The 20,075-nt window shown below is 39.3% G+C and carries 18 protein-coding genes; 7 read left to right on the top strand and 11 right to left on the bottom strand.

Features of this window, described 5'->3' with window-relative positions; all coding sequences use genetic code 11:
• Positions 1 to 16 precede the first annotated feature (16 nt).
• Complete coding sequence (locus H7R46_RS17545; RefSeq protein ID WP_002121245.1) at positions 17 to 1,303, top strand: OprD family outer membrane porin; 1,287 nt, start codon at positions 17 to 19, stop codon at positions 1,301 to 1,303.
• A gap of 106 nt (positions 1,304 to 1,409) precedes the next feature.
• Here the strand turns inward: H7R46_RS17545 and ppa are convergent, their stop codons facing one another.
• Positions 1,410 to 1,934 carry an inorganic diphosphatase gene (gene ppa, locus H7R46_RS17550; RefSeq protein WP_002121243.1) on the bottom strand — a complete coding sequence of 175 codons (525 nt, stop codon included), beginning with the start codon at positions 1,932 to 1,934 and terminating at the stop codon, positions 1,410 to 1,412.
• Between the two features lie 127 nt (positions 1,935 to 2,061).
• Positions 2,062 to 2,460, bottom strand: coding sequence for an MAPEG family protein (locus H7R46_RS17555; protein WP_002121258.1), 399 nt, complete (start codon positions 2,458 to 2,460; stop codon positions 2,062 to 2,064).
• 106 nt (positions 2,461 to 2,566) lie between these two features.
• Here H7R46_RS17555 and H7R46_RS17560 point away from each other — a divergent pair, with 106 nt between their 5' ends.
• The gene (locus H7R46_RS17560) at positions 2,567 to 2,959 is read left to right on the top strand and encodes a hypothetical protein (protein WP_002121260.1); all 393 of its coding nucleotides are present in this window, start codon (positions 2,567 to 2,569) and stop codon (positions 2,957 to 2,959) included.
• A 40-nt stretch (positions 2,960 to 2,999) separates the two neighbouring features.
• On the opposite strand, the gene H7R46_RS17565 is transcribed toward H7R46_RS17560, so the two are convergent.
• The 6 genes from H7R46_RS17565 to H7R46_RS17590 all read right to left on the bottom strand — a co-directional run bounded on the left by H7R46_RS17565 (position 3,000) and on the right by H7R46_RS17590 (position 11,569).
• Positions 3,000 to 4,679 (bottom strand): long-chain-fatty-acid--CoA ligase, encoded by a 1,680-nt coding sequence (locus tag H7R46_RS17565; protein ID WP_002121274.1) that lies wholly within the window; start codon positions 4,677 to 4,679, stop codon positions 3,000 to 3,002.
• Positions 4,680 to 4,976: 297 nt separating this feature from the next.
• The gene (parC, locus tag H7R46_RS17570) at positions 4,977 to 7,196 is read right to left on the bottom strand and encodes a DNA topoisomerase IV subunit A (RefSeq protein WP_057070642.1); all 2,220 of its coding nucleotides are present in this window, start codon (positions 7,194 to 7,196) and stop codon (positions 4,977 to 4,979) included.
• 152 nt (positions 7,197 to 7,348) lie between these two features.
• On the bottom strand, positions 7,349 to 8,668 hold the full coding sequence (locus H7R46_RS17575; protein WP_032037750.1) for an MFS transporter: 1,320 nt from the start codon (positions 8,666 to 8,668) through the stop codon (positions 7,349 to 7,351).
• Between the two features lie 82 nt (positions 8,669 to 8,750).
• Positions 8,751 to 9,395 carry a trimeric intracellular cation channel family protein gene (locus H7R46_RS17580; RefSeq protein ID WP_002121256.1) on the bottom strand — a complete coding sequence of 215 codons (645 nt, stop codon included), beginning with the start codon at positions 9,393 to 9,395 and terminating at the stop codon, positions 8,751 to 8,753.
• 45 nt (positions 9,396 to 9,440) lie between these two features.
• Positions 9,441 to 9,908, bottom strand: a complete 468-nt coding sequence (locus tag H7R46_RS17585; RefSeq protein ID WP_005065674.1) for a YchJ family protein — start codon at positions 9,906 to 9,908, stop codon at positions 9,441 to 9,443.
• 71 nt (positions 9,909 to 9,979) lie between these two features.
• Positions 9,980 to 11,569 (bottom strand): TerC family protein, encoded by a 1,590-nt coding sequence (locus H7R46_RS17590; protein ID WP_086260985.1) that lies wholly within the window; start codon positions 11,567 to 11,569, stop codon positions 9,980 to 9,982.
• Positions 11,570 to 11,895: 326 nt separating this feature from the next.
• On the opposite strand from H7R46_RS17590, the gene H7R46_RS17595 reads away from it, so the two are divergent.
• The 4 genes from H7R46_RS17595 (at position 11,896) to dinB (ending at position 15,974) form a co-directional block, all read left to right on the top strand.
• Entirely contained in the window at positions 11,896 to 12,519 is a 624-nt protein-coding gene (locus H7R46_RS17595; RefSeq protein ID WP_002062375.1) for a TIGR00730 family Rossman fold protein, read from the top strand.
• Between the two features lie 171 nt (positions 12,520 to 12,690).
• Entirely contained in the window at positions 12,691 to 14,082 is a 1,392-nt protein-coding gene (mdtD, locus tag H7R46_RS17600; protein ID WP_086260986.1) for a multidrug transporter subunit MdtD, read from the top strand.
• A 76-nt stretch (positions 14,083 to 14,158) separates the two neighbouring features.
• Positions 14,159 to 14,917: a GH25 family lysozyme gene (locus H7R46_RS17605; protein ID WP_086260987.1), complete on the top strand. Its 759-nt coding sequence runs from the start codon at positions 14,159 to 14,161 to the stop codon at positions 14,915 to 14,917.
• A gap of 1 nt (position 14,918) precedes the next feature.
• Positions 14,919 to 15,974 carry a DNA polymerase IV gene (gene dinB, locus H7R46_RS17610; protein WP_086260988.1) on the top strand — a complete coding sequence of 352 codons (1,056 nt, stop codon included), beginning with the start codon at positions 14,919 to 14,921 and terminating at the stop codon, positions 15,972 to 15,974.
• Between the two features lie 4 nt (positions 15,975 to 15,978).
• Here dinB and H7R46_RS17615 read toward each other — a convergent pair whose 3' ends face one another.
• Complete coding sequence (locus H7R46_RS17615) at positions 15,979 to 16,095, bottom strand: hypothetical protein (RefSeq protein ID WP_002121660.1); 117 nt, start codon at positions 16,093 to 16,095, stop codon at positions 15,979 to 15,981.
• A 193-nt stretch (positions 16,096 to 16,288) separates the two neighbouring features.
• Between H7R46_RS17615 and H7R46_RS17620 the strand changes: the two genes are divergently transcribed.
• The gene (locus tag H7R46_RS17620; RefSeq protein ID WP_086260989.1) at positions 16,289 to 16,642 is read left to right on the top strand and encodes a RidA family protein; all 354 of its coding nucleotides are present in this window, start codon (positions 16,289 to 16,291) and stop codon (positions 16,640 to 16,642) included.
• A 147-nt stretch (positions 16,643 to 16,789) separates the two neighbouring features.
• Here H7R46_RS17620 and H7R46_RS17625 read toward each other — a convergent pair whose 3' ends face one another.
• Together H7R46_RS17625 and H7R46_RS17630 are read right to left on the bottom strand one after the other, a co-directional pair.
• Positions 16,790 to 17,290: a DUF2726 domain-containing protein gene (locus tag H7R46_RS17625; RefSeq protein ID WP_017385843.1), complete on the bottom strand. Its 501-nt coding sequence runs from the start codon at positions 17,288 to 17,290 to the stop codon at positions 16,790 to 16,792.
• A 314-nt stretch (positions 17,291 to 17,604) separates the two neighbouring features.
• Complete coding sequence (locus H7R46_RS17630) at positions 17,605 to 19,983, bottom strand: YgiQ family radical SAM protein (RefSeq protein ID WP_086260990.1); 2,379 nt, start codon at positions 19,981 to 19,983, stop codon at positions 17,605 to 17,607.
• Positions 19,984 to 20,075: the final 92 nt, after the last annotated feature.

The raw sequence follows: 20,075 nt of genomic DNA on the forward strand, positions 1-20,075 counted from the left end.
ATGAGGTTCTTTAAATATGCTAAAAGCACAAAAACTTACATTAGCAGTTCTCATTTCTGCGGCAATAATTTCCTCAGCTCAGGCAAGCGAGCAAAGTGAGGCAAAAGGATTTGTTGAAGATGCGAACGGTTCTATTCTCTTCCGTACAGGTTACATCAACCGTGACAAAAAACAGGGCGCAAAAGATACTAGCTCATTTGCTCAATCAGCAATTGTAAGTATTGATTCTGGCTTTACCCCTGGTATTATTGGTTTCGGTGTTGGCGCTGTGGGTGATGGTTCATTTAAGATCGGTGAAAATAAAAATGCCGGTAACCAAATGATCCCATTACATAATGATGGCTCCGCTTATGATCACTGGGCTCGTGGTGGTGGTAGCGTTAAAGCACGTTTCTCGAATACAACAGTACGTTACGGTACTCAAGTACTCGACCTACCTGTTCTTGCAAGTAATACTGGACGTATGGTTCCTGAATATTTTACAGGTACTTTATTAACTAGCCATGAAATCAAGAATCTTGAAGTTGTTGCTGGTAAATTTACTAAAAACCAAATGTCTGATCAAATCAATACCGATGCTGACGTAAATGGTAAGGGTCTTGATCGTGCAATTGTGTGGGGTGCTAAATACAAGTTTGATGATAATTTAAATGCATCTTACTATGGTTTAGACAGCAAGAATAAGCTTGATCGCCATTATGTAAATGTGAACTTTAAACAGCCATTGGCGAATGACAGTTCATTAACATATGATTTCAGCGGTTATCATACTAAGTTTGATGAAGGTGCTTTTACTTATTCTCAAACTACTGATGATCTATCTAATCGTCAAAATAACATTTGGGCTATCTCTACGGCTTATAATACGGGCCCACATAACATCATGGTTGCTTACCAACAAAACAGCGGTAATGTTGGTTATGACTATGGTCAAAATGCTGACGGCTTCCAAAGTATCTATTTGCCAAACTCTTACATGTCTGACTTCATCGGTAATGATGAAAAATCTGCACAAATCCAGTACAGTCTCGATTTTGGTAAATTAGGTGTATTACCTGGTCTAAACTGGACAACTGCATTTGTATATGGTTGGGACATCAAAGTTAAAAATGTAACTGATGATGCTCAAGAACGTGAGTTCTTTAACCAAGTGAAATACACAGTTCAAAGTGGTTTCGCTAAAGATGCAAGCCTCCGTATCCGTAACTCGTATTATCGTGCAAGCGACTCATACCAAGGTGCGTACATTGGTGATACCAATGAATGGCGTTTATTCCTTGATATTCCTGTGAAATTATTCTAATTCACAAATCTATCAAGCATAAAAAAACCTACGTCTGGTAACAGATGTAGGTTTTTTATTAAGCTCAAAATATCAATTGAGACATTCTGAGCTTATAAATTAAAGCTTATTTAGCAGCTTCAATTGCTTTTAATACTTCGGCTTTAGCAACATCAGCACCTTCCCAACCACTGATTTTTACCCACTTACCTGGTTCTAAATCTTTATAGTGACTGAAGAAATGCTCAACTTGGCTAATCAATAACGGAGGAAGATCTGTATATTCCTTCACGTCTTTATAAAGTGGAGATAATTTTTCGTGTGGAACAGCGATTAATTTCGCATCAATACCACCGTCATCTTCCATATTTAATTTGCCCACTGGACGGCAACGAATGACTGAACCAGCAGCAACAGGATGAGGAGTTACAACAAGTACGTCTAATGGGTCGCCATCTTCAGACAAAGTATTTGGAACATAACCATAGTTCGCTGGATAGAACATTGCTGTACCCATGAAACGGTCTACGAACAATGCATCAGAATCTTTATCGATTTCATATTTAATTGGTGCTGCATTTGCAGGAATTTCAATAATGACATAGATGTCATTTGGCGCATCTTTACCTGCTGGGATATTGCTGTAACTCATATCAATACTCTTTCGTTATGAAGTCAGATGTAAAATCCACTCGATTATAGCGTGGATATCATCAAAATGATGCCGATTATACAATGGGCACACGCGAAAGTTGATATGAATGATGACAGAATGACACTCAAGTCAGTTTAATCGTGACCACAAGTAAGAAGATTGGACACAATATAGATAAGAACCAAACAATCGAGCGCAAAGTTGCCCAATTACTTAAATAGCAAATACCATAAATAACTCTTAAAATAATATATGCCCAACCTAATCTCAGAATAAAATATTCCGGAACAACCATATATTCAGCCATTAAAATAGCAGTTAAGAATAAAGGTAGGCTTTCAAAGCTATTTTGTTGTACGGCATTAGCGCGAGCAGCAAGGCCTGTTGTTTTAGCCAAAAAAGCTCTTGGGTTTTGATTATCGACGGGCTGAAAACCACCTGTAAATTTTGCAATTACGGTAAATGCGTATGGCAGCAAACATGCCACTAAAATAATATAGATAATGCCGCTGATGCCCTGCATAGTGCCATCCATCACTGAAAATACTGTTGATCATGCTATCATAACATTGCGTTTTTACCTGAAATTTTATGCAATCACTTGTCATCACTGATTAATAGGGCCATGTATGCAACAACCTGATCAAAAAGAATTGTTTGAAGTCTTAGAGAAGCAAAAACAAAATCAACTTCAGGTAGACCGTATATTAAAAATCGTATTTCCTATTGTCGCTTTTTTATTGAGTGTGATTTGTGCAAATCTAAATTGGCAATCGACACTGGGCACCTTTATTATTTTAACAATTACTTTTATTGCAGTCGGTATTAAACGGCTTCCTTTATGGCATTGGTTAATTGTGATTACCCTATATTGCCTAGCAGATAATTATTTAAGTTATGGTCAGCTCGATTTAACTCATTTGCGTTTGCAATTGGGCACAATGCTAGTTTTTGTTGGGATGGTAGGAATTGGTCGTCCTTACATAGACCGCTGGTTTATGAAAAGCCACAACAAAATGTAAAAACAAAAAAAGCGCCCTAAGGCGCTTTTTTATTAACTTTTTAGGCTGGCTTACGTAAGTCCTTACGTAAGATTTTGCCTACGTTTGATTTAGGTAATTCATCCATAAACTCAACATAACGAGGGCGTTTATAACCTGTTAAGTTTTCTTTAGCAAAGTTCAAAATTTCTTCAGTCGTTAAGCTTTGATCTTTTTTCACGATAAAGAGTTTTGGCACTTCACCTGATTTTTCATCAGGAACACCAATTGCTGCAACTTCCAATACTTTTGGATGTTTAGCAATAACTTCTTCGATTTCGCTTGGATAAACGTTAAAGCCAGAAACCAAAATCATATCTTTTTTACGGTCTACAATTTTAGTATATCCACGGCTATCCATAACGCCGATATCACCGGTACGGAAGAAACCGTCTGCAGTCATGACTTTCGCAGTCTCATCAGGACGCTTCCAATAGCCTTTCATGACTTGAGGACCACGAATAGAGATTTCACCTTGCTCACCTAAGGCAACTTCTTTACCGTCATCATCTAAAATAGCAACTTCAGTTAAAGGTAACGGAATACCAATAGTGCCGCTAAATTCAGTAGATGCAGGAGGGTTTGCAGTCGCTACCGGAGAAGTCTCAGACAAACCATAACCTTCAATAATGGTTGTACCAGTAATCTTCTTCCACGCTTCTGCTGTAGAAGGTAGAACTGCCATACCACCGCCCATCGCCATTTTTAAATTGCTATGGTCAAGTTGTTTAAATTCTTCATTGTTTACTAAAGCATTAAATAATGTATTTACTGCTGGGAAGAATGATGGCTGATATTTACGTAATTCATTAATTACCGCTGGTAAATCACGTGGGTTCGGAATCAAGATATTTGCCTGACCTTTATACATACCGTACATCGCGCAAACCATGAACGCAAAAATATGATAAAGCGGTAATGCGCAAACAATACGGTCGCCTTTAGCACCATCATTTGCACCAAATTTACTTTGGAAGATACCATCACACTGTAAAAGGTTGGCAACCAAATTAAGATGTGTTAATTCCGCACCTTTTGAAACACCTGTAGTACCACCCGTATATTGAAGCACGGCAGTATCACTTAAAGTTAAATTTGGACGCTTATAATTACTCGGACTTACTTTATTTAATGCTGTATTAAATTTAACGTACCCTGGAATATTCCAAGCAGGAATTTGCTTACGTACTTTACGTAATACAAAATTTACTAATGTACCTTTAAGCGTACCAAGCATATCTCCTACTGTCGCAACTACAACATGCTTCACAGGAGTTTTACCTAAAATGCTTTGGTAAACACTGGCAAAGTTTTCGATAATCACGAGTACTTCTGAACCCGAGTCATTTAATTGATGCTCAAGCTCACGCGCAGTATAAAGTGGGTTTACATTCACTAATACTAAGCCTGCACGTAACACAGCTAATGCAACTACAGGATATTGCAATACGTTTGGCATCATCACTGCCACACGAGTTCCCTTTGCTAACCCCAAATTTTGCAAATAGGTCGCGAACTTACGGCTTGCAAGTTCCAACTCGTTAAATGACATCGCTTTATCCATAAAGATAAAGGCATCACGAGAACCAAATTTTTGGAAATTACTCTCAAAAATATCAACAAGAGAGGTATTTTCCGCAGGCAATGCTACTGTTTCTGGAATCCCTGTTTTTTGGTATTCTGCAAACCAAATCTTTTCCATAATGCCATTATCTCCGATTCGTAATCCTTAGTAATAACTGTTATTCAATGCCCCAGCTATTCTTTAGCTTCTTGGTGCCAGAACATATTTAAAACTTATTGGCACATTCATGACACTTTCGAACAAGATTATGAGACAGAAGTTTTGACAATTTGACCCTGTCAAATTTTTTGCATGGAGTACAAATTGCGTACTCCAAATTGCTGTCCTTTTAATCATTATCCAATACCAATAAGTTCAGTTCATTGCTTGAACTTATTGCCATATATAGCGTATTTATGTTGCCCGACGCTAGCTTTATCTCTGAATCAACAGTTTATTTGCTTTTTGATATCCACGTGGTAAGAGGTGCCCTTTTGAAGCTCGTTTACCCATGTATTTCTGTAGATCATCACCTTTTAGTTTTAGATGTTGTTGACCTGCAACCACCTGAATTATTTCATCTAAGTTCAGGGTTGTCATGGATAAAATCTGCTCTTTCGCTTCAAGTTGTATCAACTTATTACCTTTACCCTTATTTAAATTTGGCAGTTCTGATAAATCAATAATCAAGAGTCTACCTGCTGAGCTGAGTACAGCCAAATGTGTCATATTTTGGGCGGAGATTAATGGTAGAGCTTTTGATTTTTCAGGTACCGATAAGAAGCTTTTTCCTGCCTTGGCATTAGTATCTAACTGTTTGACTTGAGTTTTAAAACCATAACCTGATGAGCTAGCAGCAATAAGTTCTGACTCTTCATCATCTAAATAGACCTGAATAAACGCGACTCCACTTGCAGGAGCAAGCTTCGAACTTAATGGCTCGCCTAAGCCTCTTGCTGATGGCAGACTGCTAATAGGCAAGGCATAACTACGCCCTGTCTCATCGAGGAAATAAATTCGTTGATTAGTTTTTCCCACCGCATGACTTAAATATTGGTCACCAGCACGATAGTTTAAATTCTCTGCATCAACATCCGCACCTTTTGCAGCACGAATCCATCCCGCCTCAGATAAAACTACCGTTACTGCTTCAGCCGGCATTAAATCTTGTTCTCTAATTTGAATAGCTTCAGCACGTGCAACAATTGGAGAACGGCGTTCGTCGCCAAACTTTTTCGCATCTTCTTTTAATTCGCCAATAATCAGGTTTTTTAAAGATTCTGGGTTTTCTAATTGTTCACGAATAATCGCTGCTTTTGCTGAGAGCTCATCCTGTTCTTGACGGATTTCCATCTCCTCAAGTTTTGCTAAATGACGTAACTTGAGTTCTAAAATTGCTTCTGCCTGTATCTCATCAATTTTGAAATGGTCCATCAATACAGGTTTAGGCTGATCTTCTTCACGAATAATACGGATAACCGTATCAATATCGAGATAAGCAATTAAAAGGCCTGCCAAAATATGTAGACGTTTTTCAATTCGGTTTAAATGATATTCCAAACGGCGAGTAACCGTTTTTTTACGGATCTCAATCCACTCAAGCAAGATACGTCGAATAGACTTAACCTGAGGACGACCGTCTTCACCAATCATGTTTAAATTAACGCGATAGCTTGATTCTAAATCGGTAGTCGCAAATAAGTGGCTCATCACCGCTTCAGCATCAATACGGTTAGAACGAAGTACAATCACGAGTCGTGTTGGGTTTTCATGATCCGACTCGTCACGCACATCCACCACTAATGGTAGCTTCTTAGCCTGCATTTGGTCGGCAATTTGAGTGATCACCTTAGAACCCGATACTTGATACGGCAATTCGGTAATCACGATTTCATTTTTTTCGATGGTATAAACCGCTCGCATACGGTAACTACCACGTCCAGTCGTCTGGATTTTGAGTAATTCTTCTGGCGGAGTAATAATTTCAGCTTTTGTTGGTAAATCCGGCGCTGGAATATATTCAGCCAATTTCTCGTCTGATGTTTGCGGATTACGAATTAAGGCAATTGTTCCTTTAATCACTTCACGCAAATTATGTGGCGGAATATCAGTCGCCATACCAACCGCAATACCAGTTGTACCATTCAGCAGAATATTAGGAACTCGTGCTGGCAAGGTAATCGGTTCTTTTAATGAACCGTCAAAGTTATCTTGCCATTCACTCGTGCCTTGTCCTAACTCACTTAGTAATAACTCACTGTAGGCAGAAAGTTTTGCCTCAGTATAACGCATCGCAGCAAACGATTTAGGATCATCTGGCGAACCCCAGTTCCCTTGACCTTCAATTAAAGGATAGCGATAACTAAATGGCTGAGCCATCAACACCATGGCTTCATAACATGCTGAATCACCATGCGGATGATATTTACCTAGTACGTCACCTACAGTACGGGCCGATTTTTTTGGCTTACCACTACTTTTTAAGCCCAACTCGCTCATGGCGTAGACAATACGGCGCTGTACAGGTTTTAAGCCGTCACTGATATGCGGCAATGCACGGTCCATAATGACGTACATGGCATAATTCAGGTAAGCCTGTTCAGTAAATTCGGCTACAGAGCGGTTTTCTGTCGCTTGATGCGCAAGGCTGGTCATAGTCAGCTTATCTTCCAAATCAGTCGTTATTTTAAATGAGTCTTATGCTAAGTGGGCTATGTTACAGACACAAGAGGGACTCTGTCACCTGAGCGTCAAATTATGTCTCATCTCTCTATATTTTTAGTTACTTGCTATAAAGTTAGGCAAAACTAGAGGCCTATCGACTCTAGTCTTTTACCTTGTGTTTCTTCACCTAATATTAAAATTACAGCTGCAACCAAAAGTAAAACAATAGTAAACATTATAAAAACATGGCTAAACCCATTTTTGGAAACCATCATATGAGTGACGACTATTGGCGCCAAAATTCCACCTAAACGGCCCATTGCCGATGCCCAGCCCGAACCAAAAGCTCGAATGTTGGCTGGATATTGCTCTGGTGTATAGGTATATAACACTCCCCATGCACCCAAATTAAAGAAAGACATGAGACAACCCCAAAACATAATGCTATTTACACTATCGGCTTGTCCAAAGAAATATGCAGACAACGCACAAAAACCGATAAATGCAGCGAGTGTAATTTTTCTACCTAATCGCTCTACAAACCATGCCGCTGCCAAGTAGCCTGGTAGCTGCGCCAAAATCATAAGCAAAACATATTCAAAAGATTTAACGATGTCATAGCCCTGTTTCACTAATAAACTTGGCAGCCACGTAAAGATACCGTAGTAGGAATACACAATTCCAAACCAGATGAGCCAAAGCATTAAGCTTCTGCGAGCGAATTGACCACTCCAAAGTTGTTTAAAAGAGACTTTTTGTCGCATGGCTACAGGCACGACTTCAATATGGTGAACAATTTGAACGCCTGCTTGAGCTTCTAATTTTTGAACCAATGCATGTGCTTCTTCAACACGTCCACGGTTAATCAGGTAAGGTATCGATTCAGGGAGTTTTTTCCAAATTACTAAAATATAAATCAGTGGGAGGCCACCCATAAGAAATGCAATGTGCCAACCAAATTTAGGAATAATAAAATAAGAAATGAGTGCAGCAACTAACCAGCCCAAACCCCAAAAACTTTCGAGTAGGACGATAAAACGACCACGTACATGGGCAGGTATATATTCACTCACCAATGTCACTGCAACGGGTAACTGTCCACCAAGCCCAAGACCAACAATAAAACGGAAAATTAATAACCACTTCAAATCTGGAGCAAAAGCACATAAGGCAGTCGCAATACTATAGATGGCCATGGTAACTGCAAATATTGTCTTACGGCCAAAGCGATCTGCTAAAGCTCCTGAGCAAACAGCTCCAATAGCCATTCCTACAAAACCAATACTCACAATCCAACCGCTTTCGGCTGGTGTTAATGCCCAGTCTTTAACAAGCGTTGTCATGATAAAAGCAATGATACCGGTGTCCATCGCATCAAACATCCAACCTAAACCAACCACCCACAGTAATGTGTAGTGAAATTTGCCAATTGGAAGATTTTGTATACGTGAAACCAGATCCATAGGAAAAACTCTACTGGAAAAAATAAGTGAGCAAGACAATATATTTAATTGTTATATCATGCTCACATCGAATTCTGCATGATTAATGTTCGTCAGTTGAAGAAGCCGATTCTGCATCATCATCTTTATAAATAAATTTAGGCATTTCTAAGCCAAAATAGATTGCAATCAGACGTAAGGTAAAGCCAAAAATTAAAGTTGAAATAACGGTTAACTCTAGGCTTAATCCTAAATCCTGACAAACCCAGTAACAGATAACTGCCACAAAAGAGATACTCGCATAGAGTTCACGGCGGAAAACGAACGGGACATCGTTACATAAAATATCACGTAAAATACCGCCAGATACTCCAGTCAACACTCCAGCTACTGCCGATACGACAAAACCATGTCCCATTTGTAAGGCAATCTGGCAACCAATGATCGTAAAACCAATCAAGCCTAAAGCATCGAGCACCAAAAAGATGTTATGTAAATGACGCATCCATTTGGCAATAATAATCGTGACAAATGCAGCACAGCAGGTCAGAACCAAATATTCTGGATGTTTTACCCAAGTTAAAGGATAGTGACCAAGTAATACATCGCGCACAGAACCACCACCCAAAGCAGTTACACAGGCAATCAGTACGACACCGAACCAGTCCATACTCCGTCGACCAGCAGACAATGCTCCTGTCATAGCTTCTGCAGTAATCGCAATAATATAAATAACGGTGAGTAACATCGCCCTTTCCCTCAGGCCAAACAGTGGGCGTATTTTAAGATAAACTTACAGAAATTGTGCACAGCATTGCTTAAATTTTTTTCCTGAACCACATATACAAGGTTGTTTCATGGTGACCTGCATATCGACCGTTGGGTCGAGGAAAAACCATTTTTGCTGGTGATAAACAAAATGTGAAACCTCATGATGAATTTGGGCTTTTTGTCCATCATGATAATGAGCCTTGAATTCAACCTGTGCATGGGTTTTATCTAATTTTTCGTTGGCGTTAACCACCTCTAAACCCAACCACTGATTTTGTTTGCTCCACTCTGCGATAGCATCTTTATCAAGTGCTGTTTGCTGACCTAAAGCGGTCGTTTGCACAATATAATCAATTTGCTGTAATGCAAAAGCGCTATAACGTGAACGCATAAGCTGCTCTGCCGTTAGTGCTTTGGCTGTGCCTAAATGTAAAGGCTCACAACATTCTATATAGCGGCCTTTTCCACATGGACAAGTTTGTTGGGTCATTTGGTGTGTCTCAAATAAAAAATAGCTCAGAGTTGAGCTATTTTATGATGTTTCTAGACTTAAAACGTCATTTAATCTTTTGATTCATCTTGCTCGATAGAAACAATATGAACTTTCTCAATTTTATGACCTTCCATCGTAATCACTTCAAAGCGATAACCGTCTGCCTCAACAGCTTCACCATTTTCCGGTAAACGGCCTAAATGGAATAACAAGTAGCCCGATAAAGTTGAATACTGTTCACTTTCGTCAACGAGATCACGACCTAATAAAAGTGATACATGGCGAATATCAGTTGAGCCTTCAAGCATTAATGAACCATCTGCCAAGCTTTCAGCAGCAGCGTCTAACTCATCTTCATCTGGGAATTCACCAGCAATCGCTTCTAAAATATCAATTGGTGTTGCGATACCTTCGATGGAACCATATTCATTTAATACGATAGCCATTTGTAAAGGTGCTTGACGCAATTGCTCCATCACCATAAGCACTTGAGCATTTTCATGCACAATCACAGGTTCACGTAGATGCTTTTGGAAATCAATTACACCTGTCTCAATAAAGTTATTTAAAACTTTATGCGTAAGCGCGATACCTTCAATATTATCAAGCTCACCACGTGCAACGATCAAACGAGAATGTGTCATTGACATTAAACGTTCTTTTAAAACTTCAGGTTCATCGTTTAAGTCAATCCACTCAAGTTCAGGGCGTGGAGTCATAACAGATTTTACAGGACGCTCTGATAAACCAAGCACACCTTGTACAAGCACACTGTGATAAGCGCCATTTTCTTCGTCAAAAACTTCATCAGCAAAAGCTTGCGTCGCTAATACATCTTCTTTATCAGAAGATTGAGTATCTGAAGAACTACTATTTTTACTGCCTAACATACGTAAAACCGCAGAGGCAGTACGATAACGCAAGTCTGTAGTGGTAACTAGCTTTTCCTGATTGCGACGCATGCTCTGATTGATAACTTCTACCAAAACCGAGAAGCCAATTGCAGCATATAAATAGCCCTTCGGAATATGGAAACCAAAGCCTTCCACCACCAAAGAGAAACCGATCATCATCAAGAAGCCAAGACATAGAATGACAACTGTTGGATGTTTATTAACAAAGTCCATGAGTGGTTTTGATGCCCACAACATGATTCCGACAGCAATAACAACCGCAACCATCATCACTGACAGCTCTTTTACCATACCTACAGCTGTAATCACACTGTCTAACGAGAATACAGCATCAAGCACAACAATCTGGACAATAACCATCCAGAATGCAGCATGAACAGGATTATCTTCTTTATGGAGTTGTTTTCCTTCCATCCGTTCATGCAATTCCATGGTGCCTTTAAATAATAAGAACACACCACCGAATAACAAAATCAAATCACGACCAGAGAATGGATGATCAAAAATATGGAAGAGTGGTTCAGTCAGTGTCACGACCCAAGCAATCGAGGCTAAGAGTACAAGGCGCATTCCTAACGCGAGCACCAAACCAACTATACGTGCTTTAGCTCGTTGCTCTGGCGGCAATTTCTCAGCCAAAATCGCGATAAAAACGAGGTTATCGATCCCCAATACAATTTCAAGAACGATTAAAGTTGCTAAACCCACCCAAGCAGAGGGATCAGACATCCATTCAAAGATCATTGATCCTGCTCCTGTGTTGTTTGGATTTTATCTTTATTTGGCAACACAACAGGCGCGCCTATACAAAGGGGGGAAAATGTTTTTTTAAGACAAGAAATTAAAACGGAGCGACTACAACCACTACCCATATTTGTTCATATGTTGTTAAACGAATTTTTAGTATAGGCAAGATTTAACATAAATTCATCATTTTTATTTATTCATGACTAGCATTCACCAAACCCATACAAAACATGAATCTTTCTTATAAATCTGCTTATAAAGTTGTCATATCTTTTGCTTACTGTAGACAAGAAATATGAACGTGATAAGGTAAAAATAAAACAATGAATAGCGTATTAACAATGGCAGTAAATGATTCACCAATAACAGCTGTAAAAACAAAACAACCTCTTATTGCATTATATTGTGGTTCACGTGCAGGAAATAATCCAATCTACCGAGAAAAAGCAATTGAACTCGCTCATGGAATCGCTGAACAAGGCTTTGGATTAGTCTATGGCGGTGCCAGTATCGGTTTAATGGGACAAGTCGCAGAGAGCGTTCTCGCAAACGGCGGAGAAGCTGTCGGTGTGATCCCTGAATTTATGCTTGATTATGAAGTCGCACATGCAGGCCTAACTGAATTACATGTCGTAGAAACCATGCATGAACGTAAAGCCATGATGGCAGAACGTGCAAGTGCATTTATTGCGTTGCCGGGTGGTTTAGGAACATTTGAAGAAATATTGGAAATAGCCACTTGGGGCCAACTCAACCAACATCAAAAGCCCATGATTTTATATAACGTAAATGGCTTTTATAACGCACTTATTGCCCAATTAGACCATGCAGTTCAAGAAGGTTTCCTTCCCCTTCAACATCGAGCTAAATTAATTGTATGTGATGATGTTGATCAAATTTATAACGTCATTAAAAACTTAAAAATGCCAAAAAGATTTGTTGTCTAGTTGTCCACCTATTCTATTTAAAAAAGCGGTTCTGCCGCTTTTTTTGTTTTAACTATTTTCACCTCTACCTTCAAAAGAACTTAGATTTAGTAAAGGGGTATTCAACATTGGCTTACTTCTTTTAAATTCAATTTGTTTTACACTAGATCAAAACGTTAATTTTCAAATGTTATGAATGCCACGCCGACACACCAAGCTTTGCAACCCGAATATCGACTACTCGTTCTTTTGGTTTCTATTGGCTTTTTTATGCAGGCCTTGGACACAACCATTGTAAATACTGCTATTCCTGCGATGGCTCATCATCTAAATGAAGATCCTTTACGCATGCACAGCGTAGTGGTGGCCTATGTATTATCGGTTGCTGCCTGTATTCCTCTAAGTGGCTGGTTGGCAGACCGCTTTGGTGTCAGAAATATTTTCTTGTCGGCAATCGTAATTTTTACTCTGGCTTCTTTAGGTTGTGGTCTTTCTCAGAGTCTCAATCAGCTGTTATTTTTCCGGGTCATCCAAGGCATAGGCGGCGCCTTATTACTCCCTGTTGGCCGATTATCACTTTTAAAAATTATTCCTCGAACTCAGTTCTTAGCTGCGATGAGCTTAATGAGCCTTGCGGGTTTACTCGGGCCTTTGGCTGGTCCAACTTTGGGCGGATGGTTGGTTGAAGTTGCAACTTGGCACTGGATTTTTCTTATCAATATTCCTATGGGCATACTTGGCATATTAATGACACTAAAAGTCATGCCAAATGTAAAAGAACCTTCAGTCAAAACATTCGATTTGGGTGGCTTCATCTTATTAGTCGTGGCTATGATTGGATGGTCTTTAGGGATCGAACATCTAGCCTCACCTGAATATTCAAAATGGTTTAGTATTTCATTATTAGTCATCGGAATAATCGCAACACTATGGTATGCCTATCATTCACATACTCATCAAAATGCATTATTTCGTAGCCGACTCTTTAGAAACAAAATTTACGCAATTGGTATTTTAGGTAATTTCTTTGCCCGCTTTGGTGGTAACGCTTTACCTTTTGTTTTACCACTCATGCTACAAGTTGCTTTTGGTTTTGAACCATTTATTGCAGGTTTAATGATGATTCCCTTAGTCTTGGGCTCATTATTTTCAAAGCCAATTGTCAGGCCTATTATTCAAAAAATTGGCTACCGACGTTTTTTACTCATTAACACCACATTAGTTGGGCTGTGTATTGCCTCTTTTGCAATCATGACCGTCGATACTCCAACTTGGTTTAGAGCCTTGCACTTTTTCTTGTTTGGCACATTAAATTCACTGCAATTTGTTGGCATGAATACATTAACCTTGAAAGACTTACCTCAACAAGATGCGAGTAGCGGTAATAGTTTCTTGTCGATGATCATGATGCTATCAATGAGTATTGGTGTGGCGCTAGCAGGCACACTCATCAATATCTTTACTAATTATTATGGTGCAGACCACGTGACAACAGCGTTTCATGTCACTCTCATTTGTCTCGGTTGTATCAATGTCATTACTGCATTTATTTTCTGGCAAATTCCAAAGGATACGCCTGTATAAGCAGTTGCATTTTTAGCATGGTTTCTCGCTCGCGAATCACGCTATGATGACGACTTCAAATTTTAACGAGTTTTGAATGAGCAAACTGGCTAAAACTTTTTTCACATCACGGCACAATACCCTAATCGGAATTGGCTTAGCTTGTGTTATGGGAGTCTTAGCTTATTTTGGTCTGTTCTATCAACAAAAAGCTGTTGCGCAGGATTATCCGGTGCAAGGGTTCGATGTTTCTCATCATCAAGGTGATATTAACTGGAAAAAAATATCACCGGAAAAATTCCAATTCGTCTATTTAAAAGCGACTGAAGGCGGCGATTACAAAGATTCAAAATTTCAGGAAAATTGGCTCAAAGCACGTGAACATGGGTTTCATGTAGGCGCTTATCACTTTTATCGTCTATGCCGTGATGGTAAAACGCAAGCAGATAACTTTATTGCGGCTGTACCCAACAAAGCCGATGCCCTTCCTCCTGTTATCGATCTAGAATATGACGGTAACTGTATTAATGCGCACACCAAAGAACAATTACTTAAAGAAATAGGCATCATGCATGACCGCCTAAAACAGCATTATGGCAAACAGCCTATCTTTTATATTTCCAAAACTTTTTACCACATTGTATTAATAGGAAGTTTCCCTGATACACCGCTTTGGGTCAGAGATTACGAAGGAAAACCTGAGCTAAAAGACAAAAGAAAATGGCTCTTTTGGCAGCATAGTAATCAAGGTAAAATTGAAGGCATGACAAAACCAGTAGACTTAAATGTTTATAAGGGTTCAGTCAAAGAATGGCATCATTTTTTACAGCAGCAAGGCATCGTGAAAGCACAATAATATGCGCAAAATCATTCATATCGATATGGATGCCTTCTATGCATCGGTCGAATTGCGAGAGCGTCCTGATCTAAAGCATCTTCCCGTCGTTATTTCTTCGCATCATCCGCGAGCTGTGATTGCTGCTGCCTCCTACCCTGCCCGTGAATTTGGTTTGCGTTCTGCCATGTCGATGAGTCAGGCAAGAAAACTATGTCCTCAAGTTGTCATTATTGAACCAAATTTTGAAAAATACCGTACGGTTTCCGCTCAAATTCACTCGATCTTTCAGCAATATACGCTACTTATTGAACCTTTATCTTTGGATGAAGCTTATTTAGATGTCACTGAAAACCTAAAACAGATTGCGAGTGCAACTGAAGTTGCCATGCATATTCGGGAAGATATTTTTAGATTAACTGGGCTTACTGCATCGGCTGGTGTAGCACCAAATAAGTTTTTGGCAAAAATTGCTTCGGATTGGAACAAACCTAATGGTTTATGTGTAATCAAACCTTCGCAAGTTGCTACTTTTATTCAAGACCTTCCGCTTAAAAAGATTCCTGGTGTGGGCAAAGTCACTCAGGAAAAATTACAACAGCTTCAGCTACATACCTTAGGTGATTTACAGAAAATTGAAGAAGCTGTTTTGGTTCACCACTTCGGTAAATATGGACAACAACTCTATCTATATGCTCAGGGCATTGACCATAGACCTGTTCAAGCTGAAAGAGCTCGCCAACAAATTTCGAAAGAGACAACTTTTGACAGTGATTTTACTTTGGCTCAATGTCAGCCCTATTGGCAGGGATTAGCCGAAAAAGTGTGGCAAACACTAGAGAAAAAACAGCTCAATGCACGTGGTGTGAATATCAAACTTAAACTCAAGAATTTTCAGACTCTACAACATAGTAAAAGCTTTAAAAGACCGATCCAGTCGCTACAGGACTTAATCCAAGTTTTATTTTTATTATTAAATGAAATGCAGATTCCTGAACATTTTCAGTTTCGCTTAATTGGTATAGGAGTTTATCAATTACAAACCCAAGCGGATGACTTCCAGCTTAGCCTCTGGTAATTGACTACTTTTCACTCAAAAGAGCAACTTTTAAACAAAATAGACTCCCTTTTACTGAAACTTTAGAGTAACCTAATCCACGCATATTCATTACCCATGTATTTGCAACATGCCAAAGCAACCTTTACTTTCGGCATATCGTCCTGTGATTGGCGTGACGACCAAATCCGAATATTGCAGGGCTCTTCTGATACATGGCTTAGATATCCCTTCCTCACAATAATCTACTGAAATTCTTTTCTACTTGCTTGCACCGACCTAGCAACTCTTCATAAAATCAAAACTATTAAATAAAGCCACCTTAGAGCATTTTTATGACGGTAAAGCGTTTACACGTTACTTCACGCTATTGCGAAGTTGCGATTTCAGGTAATTTAGTACACCTAGCTGGGCAACTCGCCGATGATACAAGCGCAGATGTCACAGGGCAGACTCAACAAACTTTAAATAATATTGATCGTCTATTAGCAGAAGCTGGAACAGATAAAACCCATATCCTTTCTGTCATGATTTTCCTAAAAGATATTGAAAAAGATTATGCAGCTATGAATGCGGTTTGGGATGTATGGATTAGCGAAGGGAACCCACCAGCACGTACATGTGTAGAATCAAAACTCTATGCACCAGATGTACTTGTAGAAATGACGGTTGTTGCGGTACTTCCATAATTTTTATAATTATAAATCTATGTAAAATTGAGCAATATCTTGGGTGATATTGCTCAATTTTTTAGTAATTTTAAAATTTTGAATTTCAGCATTTTATTCAAATCTTCTTAAATGAGCTCTCAGATCAATTCTGCTAATGTCGAATTTTTAAGGCTTCACAAAAGCGTTTGACATTCTTTCTAGCTGGGGTGTCGCATGTAAAGTTGCTAATTCTGATTCAGGACTCAATAAGTCTCTTCTTAAGTCATGATAATCAGGCACACTACTATAATGAAGCACACGATAGCCAGCCAATTGTAATAGGCGACGCTCATATTGTTGATGCGCTCGACGTAAACCGTTTTCCCCTAGAACAACAACTACAACTACCTGATAATTTTGATCAAGCACAACAAAATCAGCTGACATATTTTGATATTTACGACGTGTATGCGCGTATTTTGTAGTTAAAAGTGCATCAAAAGATACATGCGCTAATACTGTAAATTTGGGCAAAACAGTTTGTAATCTGGTTAAGGTCATTTGCTCATGGCTAGTTAACACTGCACGGCGCTTTAAAGCACTATCATGTTGATGCCTTCGTGACAGACTTTTCACTGCCATAACAACAACTAAAAATAATAATAAGATCGTAATTAAATAATACATGGGCCTAATCCTTTAAGTTTTTTATAATGATTTTGCTAGATCACACTTTGTTTTAATTGATAACGACACAGCCGTTTTTTAAAAGGTTCACTTAGTAATTTCACTTGTAGTTATCAAGCTTGGCTTAAATTTAGCCACCCTCACAATATTTATAATCATAGAATCAATAACAATCAAGTGCAGCTCGTCAGATTTTGGCTATTTATCATTATTCGTTACGTTTTTTGTACTTTAAATCCTCAAAAATCTCATTATACGATTTAAATAGAGTCATAAAAAACAAAACAGGCTCTATTTAAGAGCCTGTTTTATCATTATCCACGAACTTTAGATTTAGGTTTACTTTTCCCACCAAACGGTCTTTTTTCTCCTGTTTCACGAGGAGGTAAACCATTATGTTGCGTTAGAACCTGTCCTTTTTGTGGACGCTTTTGATTCGAATGATTATTCGTTTGCTGATTATTTCGTTTAACCGAATCGCCTGCTGTAGACGAATTTTTCTTACGAGCAGACTTATATTCCCCTTCTGTGCCTTTTGGCTGATAAGTCGGAATTAAATGCTGCTTCGAATTACCAATTAAATCTGCGCGCCCCATCTCTTTTAGGGCCTCACGAAGTAATGGCCAGTTGTTTGGATCATGGTAACGCAAGAAAGCTTTATGCAGACGACGGCGTTTTTCACCTTTTACAATATCAACTTTTTCAGTATATCGAGCTACTTTAGCAAGCGGGTTTTTACCCGAATAATACATGGTTGTTGCAGTTGCCATTGGTGATGGATAGAAAGTCTGTACCTGATCAGCACGGAAACCGTTCTTTTTCAACCAAATTGCAAGGTGCATCATGTCATAATCTGAAGTACCCGGATGCGCAGCAATAAAGTAAGGAATTAAATATTGCTCTTTTCCTGCTTCTTTACTGAAACGGTCAAACATTTGCTTGAAACGATCATACGTACCAATACCTGGTTTCATCATTTTAGATAACGGGCCTTGTTCGGTATGTTCAGGAGCAATTTTTAAATAACCACCAACATGGTGTTGTACTAGCTCTTTGACATATTCAGGGTTGAGTACCGCAAGGTCATAGCGCAGACCAGAACCAATTAGAATCTTCTTCACACCTTTAATAGCGCGCGCTTTACGGTAAAGCTGCACTAATGGCGCGTGATCGGTATGTAAGTTTTGACAAACACCCGGATAAACACAAGAAGGTTTACGACAGTTTTTCTCAATTTCAGGATCTTTACAGTGCAAACGGTACATGTTTGCTGTTGGGCCACCTAAATCTGAAATAATGCCTGTGAAGTTTGGTGCTGTATCACGGATTTTTTCAATCTCACGTAAGATCGAATCTTCCGAACGGTTTTGAATAATACGCCCTTCATGTTCTGTAATTGAACAGAATGTACAACCACCAAAACAGCCACGCATAATGTTGACCGAGAATTTGATCATATCAAATGCAGGGAAACGCGCATCACCATAAGTAGGATGTGGCAAACGTGCATATGGAAGATCAAACACATAATCCATTTCCTCTGTAGTTAGAGGAATTGGAGGTGGGTTAATCCACACATCTCGTTCACCATGGCGTTGCACCAACGCACGAGCATTACCTGGATTAGTTTCAAGGTGCAAAATACGGTTTGCATGCGCGTAAAGCACGTGATCATTCGCCACTTCTTCAAAAGAAGGTAAACGAATTACCGCTAACTCGCGTGGAGGTAACTTGTGTTTAATTGCTTTTGACGGTGCTAGCTTTAATTGAACGATTTGAGTGTCGTCATCTAGTTTGTCGCCTTCACGCACAATCGGATTTGCAACAATCTCTTTTTGGAAATTTTGATACTGAGCTAAAGAGTTACCCTTTTCTTTTTCAACCTCACAGCCATCAATATCTTCTGTCATGACATATGGGTTAATAATTGGATCAACACGCCCAACCGTATCTACATCATTACTCGCAACTTCAACAAACTTTGCTTTTGATGCTTTGTTATGTTTATTAATAATAAATGCCGTACCACGAACATCAGTAATCTCGTGGATTTTTTCACCTTTCGCCAAACGATGCATCACATCAATAATGGCACGCTCACCATTACCGTACATGAGCAAATCGGCTTTTGAGTCCATCAAAATCGAACGACGGACTTTATCTGACCAATAATCGTAGTGTGCGATACGGCGTAAACTGCCTTCAATACCACCCAATAACACTGGTACGTCTGGGAATGCTTCTCGACAACGTTGGCAATAAACTGTTGCTGCGCGGTCAGGACGTTTATTCGGTTCATTGTTTGGAGAATATGCATCATCCGAACGAATTTTACGATCTGCCGTATAACGGTTAATCATCGAATCCATATTACCTGCGGTTACACCCCAAGCAATCGTTGGCTTACCTAAAACGCGGAAGCTTTCAACATTGGTCCAGTCTGGCTGCGCAATAATTCCGACACGGAAACCTTGTGCCTCAAGCACACGTCCAATCACACCCGATACAAATGATGGGTGGTCGATATAAGCATCACCACAGACTAAAATAAAGTCACACGCATCCCAGCCGAGTTGGTCCATTTCTTCTCGTGACATCGGCAAAAATGGCGCTGGTTCAAAACACGACGCCCAATATTTGTCGTAATCAAACAGCGCTTTGGGCGCAGTTTGCATGGTGTAGGCAGTAGACATGGCTTGCGAATCTCGGCTAGCAGATGAAGGAGAGACATCTAAAGATGAAAGCCGATCATTTTAACATGAATTTCATTCATTTTCCCTGTTTA

The organism is Acinetobacter sp. BEC1-S18-ESBL-01 (assembly GCF_014169935.1).
GTDB classification, from domain to species: Bacteria; Pseudomonadota; Gammaproteobacteria; order Pseudomonadales; family Moraxellaceae; genus Acinetobacter; species Acinetobacter pittii.

Excerpts from the sequence above, each read along its gene's own strand:
- H7R46_RS17585 (WP_005065674.1), bottom strand. The coding sequence starts at position 9,908 with ATGACCCAACAAACTTGTCCATGTGGAAAAGGCCGCTATATAGAATGT.
- H7R46_RS17590 (WP_086260985.1), bottom strand. The coding sequence starts at position 11,569 with ATGATCTTTGAATGGATGTCTGATCCCTCTGCTTGGGTGGGTTTAGCA.
- H7R46_RS17630 (WP_086260990.1), bottom strand. The coding sequence starts at position 19,983 with ATGTCTACTGCCTACACCATGCAAACTGCGCCCAAAGCGCTGTTTGAT.
- mdtD (WP_086260986.1), top strand. The coding sequence starts at position 12,691 with ATGAATGCCACGCCGACACACCAAGCTTTGCAACCCGAATATCGACTA.
- H7R46_RS17575 (WP_032037750.1), bottom strand. The coding sequence starts at position 8,668 with ATGGATCTGGTTTCACGTATACAAAATCTTCCAATTGGCAAATTTCAC.
- parC (WP_057070642.1), bottom strand. The coding sequence starts at position 7,196 with ATGACCAGCCTTGCGCATCAAGCGACAGAAAACCGCTCTGTAGCCGAA.
- ppa (WP_002121243.1), bottom strand. The coding sequence starts at position 1,934 with ATGAGTTACAGCAATATCCCAGCAGGTAAAGATGCGCCAAATGACATC.
- H7R46_RS17560 (WP_002121260.1), top strand. The coding sequence starts at position 2,567 with ATGCAACAACCTGATCAAAAAGAATTGTTTGAAGTCTTAGAGAAGCAA.
- H7R46_RS17595 (WP_002062375.1), top strand. The coding sequence starts at position 11,896 with ATGAATAGCGTATTAACAATGGCAGTAAATGATTCACCAATAACAGCT.
- H7R46_RS17545 (WP_002121245.1), top strand. The coding sequence starts at position 17 with ATGCTAAAAGCACAAAAACTTACATTAGCAGTTCTCATTTCTGCGGCA.
- H7R46_RS17605 (WP_086260987.1), top strand. The coding sequence starts at position 14,159 with ATGAGCAAACTGGCTAAAACTTTTTTCACATCACGGCACAATACCCTA.
- H7R46_RS17565 (WP_002121274.1), bottom strand. The coding sequence starts at position 4,679 with ATGGAAAAGATTTGGTTTGCAGAATACCAAAAAACAGGGATTCCAGAA.
- H7R46_RS17555 (WP_002121258.1), bottom strand. The coding sequence starts at position 2,460 with ATGCAGGGCATCAGCGGCATTATCTATATTATTTTAGTGGCATGTTTG.
- H7R46_RS17580 (WP_002121256.1), bottom strand. The coding sequence starts at position 9,395 with ATGTTACTCACCGTTATTTATATTATTGCGATTACTGCAGAAGCTATG.
- H7R46_RS17620 (WP_086260989.1), top strand. The coding sequence starts at position 16,289 with ATGACGGTAAAGCGTTTACACGTTACTTCACGCTATTGCGAAGTTGCG.
- dinB (WP_086260988.1), top strand. The coding sequence starts at position 14,919 with ATGCGCAAAATCATTCATATCGATATGGATGCCTTCTATGCATCGGTC.
- H7R46_RS17625 (WP_017385843.1), bottom strand. The coding sequence starts at position 17,290 with ATGTATTATTTAATTACGATCTTATTATTATTTTTAGTTGTTGTTATG.